We start from the raw sequence: 8,360 nt of genomic DNA on the forward strand, positions 1-8,360 counted from the left end.
GCGAGAATGTATTGAAGAAGCGTTCCGGCGCGGTAAGAGCGTTGTCAGCGCCAATAAGGATGTCATTGCCGACTACGGGATTCCGTTATTGAAGCTGGCTCACGAACACGGCGCGGATTTTCAGTTCGAGGCGAGCGTCGCCGGCGGGATTCCCATTGTACGTCCTATGTATTCGTCGCTGAACAGCAATAAAATCGAAGAAATCATCGGTATTATGAACGGCAGGACGAACTTTATCCTGAGCAGCATGACCGACCGCGGCCTTTCTTATGAAGACGCGCTGCGGGAGGCGCAGGAAAAGGGCTATGCCGAAGCGGATCCGGCCAATGATGTCGGCGGTTTTGATGCGGCCCGTAAAATAGCCATTCTCGCCAAGCTCGGCTTCCATGCGTACGTTACGTTCAACGACGTTTCCGTTGAAGGGATCCAGCATATTACGAAAGACGATATTGCCCACGCGACAGCGATGGGCTACGTCATTAAATTACTTGCCGTAGCGCGGCAGGAGGACGACGGCATTTCTCTGGCCGTCCATCCCGCTTTTATCCGCAAAGGGCACCCTCTTGCCAATGTCGGCGGCGCTTATAACGCCGTTTATGTGCGGGGCAACTGTGTCGGCGATATTATGTTATACGGTCAGGGTGCGGGCGCTCTGCCGACGGCGAGCGCCGTTGTCAGCGATATTATGAATGTCATTCAGCACGTAAATAACGAAATGACGGGAAAGCGGCCTTACTTGTGGCGCGAAGCGCCGCTTAAAGATGCGGGAAAAATTAAGGCGCCTTATTATATTCGCCTTATTGCGGCCAATGCTCCCGGTGTTTTGTCGAGTATTTCCGGGGTCTTTGCCGGGCACGGTATCAGTATTCGGTCTCTCATTCAGAAAGATGAAACGAAGGAAGTTGCCGAAATCGTCATCCTCGTCGACAGTTCGGCCGATGCCGTTATCCGCACGGCTCTCACGGAAATTGAACGGCTTCGGTGCATAGATCGTCTGCGGCACGCTATCCGCGTCATCGAGGTGTAAGCATGAAGCCAACTATAGGGGTGCGGGTCCCCGCGACGACGGCTAACCTCGGCTCGGGCTTTGACGCGTTGGGACTGGCCCTGACTTTATATAACGAAGTTTACTTTACGGAGGATGACGGCTCCGCCGTCCGCGTCGAAATCGAAGGGCTCGGCAAGGAGTCGATACCGGACGGTTTTGCCGATAATATGGTCGGCAAAGCCATGGTGAGGGCCGCTGCCGTAAACGGCGGAAAATTACCGAAAAGCGGTATACTGCATCTTGTTAACCGCATTCCCGTGGCACGCGGTCTGGGCAGCAGCTCGGCCGCTTTGGTCGGCGGTATTATTCTCGGGAATGTGCTTACGGGAAACGGCATGGACAGACAGGCCATGCTTAACCTGGCAAACGAAATGGAAGGGCATCCCGATAATGTGGTGCCGGCCTTTTGCGGCGGTCTTTGCATGTCCGTCCTGGACGGCGGCAATCCGGTTACGCAACGCGTCCCTCTCGGTAAGGCCGCTTTCTTTATTACGGTCAGCCCTTCCCTGGAAGTGTCAACGGAACGGGCCAGGGCCGTATTGCCGCAGACGTTGCCATATAAAGACGGCGTTTTCAATGTCAGCCGTGTCGCCTTCCTGGTAACGGCATTCATAAATAAACAGTATGACAATATCCGCTACGGGCTGGAAGATCGGCTGCATATGCCCTATCGCCTGCCTCTTATTCCCGGCGGTGAACGGGCCTTGCAGGCGGCAGTGGAGGCGGGAGCGCTCGGCGCCACCGTGAGCGGTTCCGGCTCGACGGTTATCGCCTTTGCGACGGATCATGAAGAAGACATACGCAAGGCTATGGAAACCGCTTTTTCAGATGCCGGTTTCACGTCGGCGGGGCATATCCTGAAGGCGTGCAATGAAGGCGCGAAACGTATCTGAGAGGAAAAAAGGGCCGGCGCTTCGGATTAAGGGCTTTCTTGTCTTGACAACGTAAATTTAAATTGTTACTATAAATCACAATAAAAGCGATGAGCGGAAGAAGCTTATTTTCCTTTATGGCAGAGAGATACCGGCACGGTGCAACGGTATTGATAAAGGCATAGGCGAGTCACCCGTGAGCCGGCAGGAGAAAAAGCCTGCCCGGATGCAGCCGTTATCTGCCATGAGAGGCCGTGGACAGCATACGGCAAATTAGGTGGTACCGCGGAAGACATACGTTCTTTCGTCCTAAGGGGACTTGGGATGAAAGAGCGTTTTTTATTTATTGTAAAGGAGGAGACGGCTATGAAATGGGATAAGGAAAAACTCGAAGGGTATAATCCCGGAGAAATCGAACAGAAGTGGTATGATTTTTGGGAAAAAGAAGGGTATTTCCATCAGGAGCCCGAACCGTCGCGTAAGCCCTTCAGCATCGTCATGCCCCCTCCGAACATAACGGGGCAGCTTCATATGGGCCATGCGCTCGATAATACGCTCCAGGATATCCTCGTGCGTTTTAAACGGATGGAAGGCTATAACGTGGTCTGGATCCCCGGTACGGATCATGCGGGGATCGCAACGCAGGTCAAGGTGGAAGAACAGCTTGCTGAAGAAGAAGGGAAAACACGTTATGATATAGGGCGTGAAGAATTTCTGAAACGCGTTTGGGCGTGGAAAGAAAAATACGGCAGCCGTATTGAACAGCAGGTCCGCCGCCTCGGTTCGTCCTGCGATTGGAGCCGTAAACGGTTTACCATGGACGATACATGCGCGCGTGCCGTCCGCGAAGTATTCGTTTCTCTCTATGAAAAAGGGCTTATCTATCAGGGACGGCGGATTACGAACTGGTGCCCTCATTGCCATACGGCGCTTAGCGATATTGAAGTCGATCATAAGGATGAAGCCGGGCATTTGTGGTATATCAAATACCCCGTAATCGGTGAAGACGATTACGTCATGATCGCGACGACCCGCCCGGAAACGATCATGGGCGATACGGCTGTCGCAGTCAACCCGCATGATGAAAAGATGAAAAAATACATCGGCAAAAAGGTCCTCATCCCCCTTGTCAACAGAGAGGCGGAAGTTATCAGCGACGAGTACGTGGACAGTGAATTCGGTACGGGCGCCGTTAAGATTACGCCGGCCCATGACCCGAACGACTTTGAAGTAGGCGAACGGCATCATCTCGAAGAGGTTATGATCATGAACCTGGACGGTACGATGAATGAACGGGCCGGTGCAAAATATGAGGGCATGACGATCAGGGAATGCCGCCGGGCCGTTGTGGAAGATCTTCGGGAATTGGGGCTTCTCGACCATAGGGAAGAACTGAATCATGCCGTCGGGCATTGCTCTCGCTGTAAAACGACCGTCGAACCGCTTTCGACAAAACAATGGTTCGTTAAAATGAAACCGCTTACACCGGCGGCTCTCGGGGCGGTCGCCGACGGCAGTACGAGATTCATTCCTGAACGCTTCACGAAAATCTACAATCACTGGCTCGAAACTATCCATGACTGGTGTATTTCCCGTCAGCTCTGGTGGGGGCATCAGATTCCGGCATGGTATTGCGACGACTGCGGCGAGATCAGTGTCAGCCGTACGGATCTGACAACATGTCCGCACTGCCGCAGCACGCATATCCGCCAGGATCCGGATGTGCTGGATACGTGGTTCAGCTCGGCCCTCTGGCCTTTCTCGACGCTGGGCTGGCCCGATGAAACGCCGGATCTTGAGCGGTTCTTTCCGACGAGCGTACTCGTAACGGGATATGATATTATTTTCTTCTGGGTTGCGCGCATGATGTTTGCCACCTGTGAATTCATGAAAGACGTCCCGTTCCGCGATGTCTTTATTCACGGTCTCGTTCGCGACAGTCAGGGCCGCAAGATGAGCAAATCTCTCGGCAACGGCATCGATCCCTTGGAAGTAAGCGACCGGTTCGGCGCCGATGCGCTTCGGTTTACTCTTGTCACCGGCAATACGCCGGGTAACGACATGCGTTTTTATATGGAACGTGTTGAAGCAAACCGTAATTTTGCCAACAAGATTTGGAATGCCGCAAAGTTTGTCATTATGAACCTTGAAAAGTATGATCCGGACTTCGTACCGGCGGACGCTGATCTTACGTTGTCGGACCGCTGGATCCTCGCGTCGTACAACAATCTTGTCCGCACCGTGACAAAACGTCTCGACGCCTATGAATTGGGCGATGCCGCCGCCTGCGTATACGATTTTTCATGGAACTGTTTCTGCGACTGGTATATTGAACTTGCCAAACAGCGTCTTTATAAATCCGACGACGAGCGGAGCGGGAAGACGGCCCGGTACATTCTTGTCTACGTACTGACGCATACACTGGCTCTTTTGCATCCGTTCATGCCGTTTGTTACGGAACATCTGTGGCAGCACCTGCCGCATGAAGGAAAAAGCCTTATTGCCGCGCCGTGGCCGCAGCCGAGAAAAGAATGGGACTTTACGGACGCCGCCGCTGCTATGAATATCATAATGGAAGCGGTTAAGGCCGTCCGTAATATGCGTGCCGAGGCGAACGTACCGACGGGCAGAAAAGCTCCCGTTACGCTCGTGCCGGCTGATGCCGGAATGGCTGAAACCCTGCATACGTATGAAAGCTATTTCAAGACGCTCGCTTTTGTCGATGAAGTTCATTTTCTCGCACCGGCGGATAAAAAACCGGAAAATGCCGTTGTCGCGGTCGTACCGCATATTGAAGTGTATCTTCTCTTGAAGGACATCATTGACGTGGAAAAGGAAAGGGCCCGCATTATGAAGGAGCAGGAAAAAGCGCGGGGCGAAATCGAGCGGCTGGAAAAGAAACTGGCCAACAGGGGGTTTACGGACAAAGCTCCCGAAACGGTTGTAGAAAAGGAAAAAGAAAAGCTTGCCGCATATCGGGAAAAAATGAAGGCCTTGATGAAGCGCGGGGAAGAGTTGGAAAAATTATAAGGGAACGGGGCATATGACATACGAAGAAGCGATTTGTTATTTGGAGAATGCCTGCACGTTCGGGATAAAACCGGGGCTCATGAGAATTCATGAGCTCCTGGAACGTTTGGGCAATCCGCAGAACCGATATAAAACCGTGCATATAACGGGAACGAACGGCAAGGGTTCGGTAACGGCTCTCATCGCCAACGGCCTTACGGCCGCTGGCCGTAAAACGGGCCGGTACACCTCGCCTCATTTGGAAGCGTATACGGAACGGATGAGTGTTGACGGCAGAGAAATCAGCCGGGAAGATTTTGCCGCCGTGACGGAAAAAATCAGCCGTGCCGTGGAAGCGATGAAAGCGGCGGGAACGGAACAGCCGACGGAGTTTGAAATGCTCACGGCTATGGCCTTTCTTTATTTTGCCGAACAGGACGTAGCCTATGCGGTTATTGAAGTCGGCATGGGAGGGCTTCTCGATTCGACCAACGTCATTCTGCCCGTCGTGTCGGTCATTACGAACGTTGCCCTGGATCATACGGCATATTGCGGTACGACCGTCGAGGAGATCGCCCGTCACAAAGCGGGTATTATTAAAGACGGTGTCCCCGTTATTACGGCGGCGGACGGGGCGGCCCTCGACACAGTTGCCGAAAGGGCGGCGGCCAAGGGTGCGCCGCTTTGCGTGCTCGGCAAAGATATTGCCGTTACCCGGCGGTCCCTTGAAAAGACGGCTGCCGGCGAACTCGTCCAGCATTTGCGGCTGCGGTTCACGGGCGGTAAAGAAACAAATCTCGAACTGCCGCTTTTGGGAGCGCACCAGGCGGATAACTGTGCGGTGGCCGCCGCCGCGCTGCAGTATATCGGTACGGTTGATGCGGCCGTGACGGACAGGGCCGTCAGAGAGGGGATCCGTACCGTGTCCTGGCCGGGGCGTTTCCAGGTCGTGCGGGCCGGCGGTAAGACCGTCGTCATTGACGGCGCTCATAATCCGGCAGGCATCGAAACGTTCTGTCGGACCTTTGATGAAGTATTCGGAGAGATGAAGCGGGTATTCATTTTTTCCGTCCTTGCCGACAAGGAGTACAGGGCTGTTATAAAGAGGCTGTTCCGCAGCGACGACAAGGTGTTCTGTGCGCCGGCGCCCAGTCCCCGCACGGCCGATCCGGCTCTTATTGCCGGTCTTATCGGTCCCCGCGCGGCGACGGCTTCGTCGCCTGCGAAAGCGTTGGTACAGGCGCTGACCGTAACCGGAGCGGATGCCGTGTGCTGCGTTGTCGGCTCTCTTTATATGCAGGGCGATATCCGCCGCTGCCTGCGGCAGCAATACGCCGCGTCAGTATAGACAAGAATATCGTAAGCCCGTATAATTGGAGTCGGAAGGAGTATAACCGCATGAACCTCTTGACTTTACACGGCGACGGTCCTCGGGAGAAAGCCAGAATACGTATTGTATATGCTCTCTTGGGGACCGCTTTTTTTGTGCCGTTACAGCTGTATATAATGGAGATCTTCTTCAGCGCGGCCTTTATTCTGGGGATTTTCTACTTTGTGAAATACGGCGTGCCCGCATATACGGGCAAACCTCTCGTCTACCCGGCCCTGGCTTTTGCGGCAACGGCCCTGGTTTCCCTTGCCGGGGCGCCGCAGGCGTGGCTGGGCCTGGCTTTTTACGTCTTTACGGTTTTACAGTATACCGTGCTTTTTCTGGGAATCGTGCTTTTCGTCAAAGGAGAAGAGGAAAAGCGGCTTTTCCTGCGCGTTATTCTGGCGGGCGCTTTCTTTGTCGCTTTGTACGGGCTCTATCAATACGTTCATATGCTGACCCTGCAGGAGACGGAATGGGTTGATCGTTCGGCCTTTCCCCTGCTGCGGCGCCGGATGTATTCGACCCTTTATAATCCGAATCTCTTATCCTGTTATCTGCTCATGGCCATGTCGGTTGCCGGCGGGTATACATTTTGGACGAAGGACGGGCGTGAACGCGCTATGTCGGCAGGGCTCTTCTGCCTCCTGGGTTTGTGCCTCCTGCTTACGTACTCGCGCGGTGCCTGGATGGGGGCGGCAGTGCTCGTCTTTATTTTCGGACTTGTCCGTGATAAGCGCCTCTGGCTTTTCTTTTTAACGGTGCCGTTAGTGCTGGCTTTTTACCACGGCGGTATTGCCGACAGGCTGGTGTCCATCTTTTCGTACAGAGAAGCGGATACGTCCTTCGCTATGCGTCTTGATATGTGGAGTGACGCCGTTATCATGTGGTTGGACCATCCCTTTTTCGGTATCGGCTGGGGCGCTTTTAAATTTGCGTATCCCGCTTATAACGAATTGATACAAAAGGCGGGCATTGTGATCTTTCACTGTCACAATCTCTTTCTTAATATCCTCGCGGAAACGGGTATTTTCGGTTTCTGCACGTTCTTTTCCTTCTTTTTCGGGCATCTGCGTTACGGTCGGGACATACTGCGCGGTACTGCTGAAGATTCTTTTGAGTATATGACGGCAACCATTATTATTACGGTTGTCGCCACCGTCGCCGTGACGGGGATCAGCGACGATGATTTATTCAGCACGCAAGTATCCATGATGTTTTGGCTGATTAGTTCTTTGTTTTGTAATAACAATAAAGCATACGGGAAGTAACGAAAACGGTTTGCGAAAAAATTCACATTAATATATAATGTTCATGTATGCAGTGAACTTTAACCGGACGGAAGGCCGTCTGATATATAAGCTATGTGAAGCCCGGAAGGAGCCGATTATGAGACAGAAAAAAGTTATATCTGACGCCGTCATCGAACGGCTGCCGCTATATTATAGAGATTTATTATTATTACAGGATGCCGGCATCGATATCATTTCTTCGGAAAAGCTCGGTGAACGGCTCGGCATTACGCCGGAACAGATCCGAAAGGATCTGACCTGCTTCGGTGCGTTCGGTAAAAAGGGCGTCGGCTACTATGTCAGTGAGCTGGGCCAGCAGATTGTCGAAATTATCGGCCTGCAGCAGCACTGGAAGGTCGGTATTGCCGGCATCGGCCATTTAGGCTGGGCCCTTGCGAATTATAAAACTTTCGGGAGGCTCGGTTTCCGAACGGAAGGCCTCTTTGACGTGGATCATCGGATTATCGGTCAAAATGTCGGCGGTATCGTCGTTACCCCTATCTCGGAAATGGAAGAAACCATCCGCCGCGCAGGTATCCAAATCGGTATTATCACGACTCCCGCCTCCGTGGCGCAGCAGGTCGCCGATCAGATGGTTGCCGGCGGCATACGCGGGATCCTCTCGTTTGCGCCGATTCGGCTCAATTTGCCGCCGCATGTTTATGTTTTCCGTGAAGACCTGTCCATCGGTCTCAGCCGTATATCCTATTATCTGACAAATAAGCCCGAACAGGATGAATAAGATAAAAGAAGCAGCCCCTGTGCCGATC

Annotated in this window: 6 protein-coding genes and 1 other annotated feature; all 6 genes read left to right on the forward strand. The window is 53.2% G+C overall.

The genetic code is table 11. The annotated features are described in order from the left end of the window. On the forward strand, positions 1-1,027 hold a 1,027-nt coding region (locus HMPREF0080_RS05735), incomplete at its 5' end, for a homoserine dehydrogenase (RefSeq protein ID WP_006790372.1). A 2-nt stretch (positions 1,028-1,029) separates the two neighbouring features. After that, the gene (gene thrB / locus HMPREF0080_RS05740; protein ID WP_006790373.1) at positions 1,030-1,941 is read left to right on the forward strand and encodes a homoserine kinase; all 912 of its coding nucleotides are present in this window, start codon (positions 1,030-1,032) and stop codon (positions 1,939-1,941) included. An 80-nt stretch (positions 1,942-2,021) separates the two neighbouring features. Next, positions 2,022-2,235: a binding site (T-box leader), on the forward strand. A 51-nt stretch (positions 2,236-2,286) separates the two neighbouring features. Beyond that, positions 2,287-4,950 carry a valine--tRNA ligase gene (locus HMPREF0080_RS05745; protein WP_040347379.1) on the forward strand — a complete coding sequence of 888 codons (2,664 nt, stop codon included), beginning with the start codon at positions 2,287-2,289 and terminating at the stop codon, positions 4,948-4,950. A gap of 13 nt (positions 4,951-4,963) precedes the next feature. Beyond that, positions 4,964-6,277 (forward strand): bifunctional folylpolyglutamate synthase/dihydrofolate synthase, encoded by a 1,314-nt coding sequence (locus HMPREF0080_RS05750; RefSeq protein WP_006790375.1) that lies wholly within the window; start codon positions 4,964-4,966, stop codon positions 6,275-6,277. 50 nt (positions 6,278-6,327) lie between these two features. Next, positions 6,328-7,569 (forward strand): O-antigen ligase family protein, encoded by a 1,242-nt coding sequence (locus HMPREF0080_RS05755; RefSeq protein WP_006790376.1) that lies wholly within the window; start codon positions 6,328-6,330, stop codon positions 7,567-7,569. Between the two features lie 118 nt (positions 7,570-7,687). Further along, positions 7,688-8,332, forward strand: coding sequence for a redox-sensing transcriptional repressor Rex (locus HMPREF0080_RS05760; RefSeq protein ID WP_040347360.1), 645 nt, complete (start codon positions 7,688-7,690; stop codon positions 8,330-8,332). Positions 8,333-8,360 lie beyond the last annotated feature (28 nt).

Origin of the sequence: Megasphaera geminata F0357, from assembly GCF_000239275.1 — a bacterium.
GTDB classification, from domain to species: domain Bacteria; phylum Bacillota; class Negativicutes; order Veillonellales; family Megasphaeraceae; genus Megasphaera; species Megasphaera geminata.